Source organism: Komagataeibacter intermedius TF2 (assembly GCF_000964425.1).
GTDB lineage: Bacteria > Pseudomonadota > Alphaproteobacteria > Acetobacterales > Acetobacteraceae > Komagataeibacter > Komagataeibacter intermedius.
Genome location: NZ_BANF01000652.1, coordinates 1 through 279 on the forward strand (window position 1 = coordinate 1; position 279 = coordinate 279).

A 279-nucleotide genomic window follows, 5' to 3' on the forward strand; every position below is an offset into this window, starting at 1 on the left:
AGGGCCTGCCCCATGTTGTTGTAGCGGTAATCGGGAAATCTGGCGGTATCGTAATATCCACCCAGCTTGTAGACGCCCGGCAGGCCGGGATTTTTCGTTACGTTAGACATATCGGCAGGCTGCGGATTGAGCGCGTACTGCAGTTCGGTAATCAGCAGCGCGCCGGTGCCCATGTTGAAGTTCGTGCCATTGGCGCCATTGTAGGTCTGGCTGGTGGGGTCGCTGTTGCTGCCCAGAGCCGCGCCCGTGGCCTGCTGGATGGGCAGCGAGTTGTAACGG

Annotated in this window: 1 protein-coding gene; it reads right to left on the reverse strand. The window is 59.9% G+C overall.

The features are described from left to right. A partial coding sequence (locus B7449_RS18905; protein WP_048884087.1) for a carbohydrate porin occupies window positions 1–279 on the reverse strand: 279 nt, incomplete at both ends.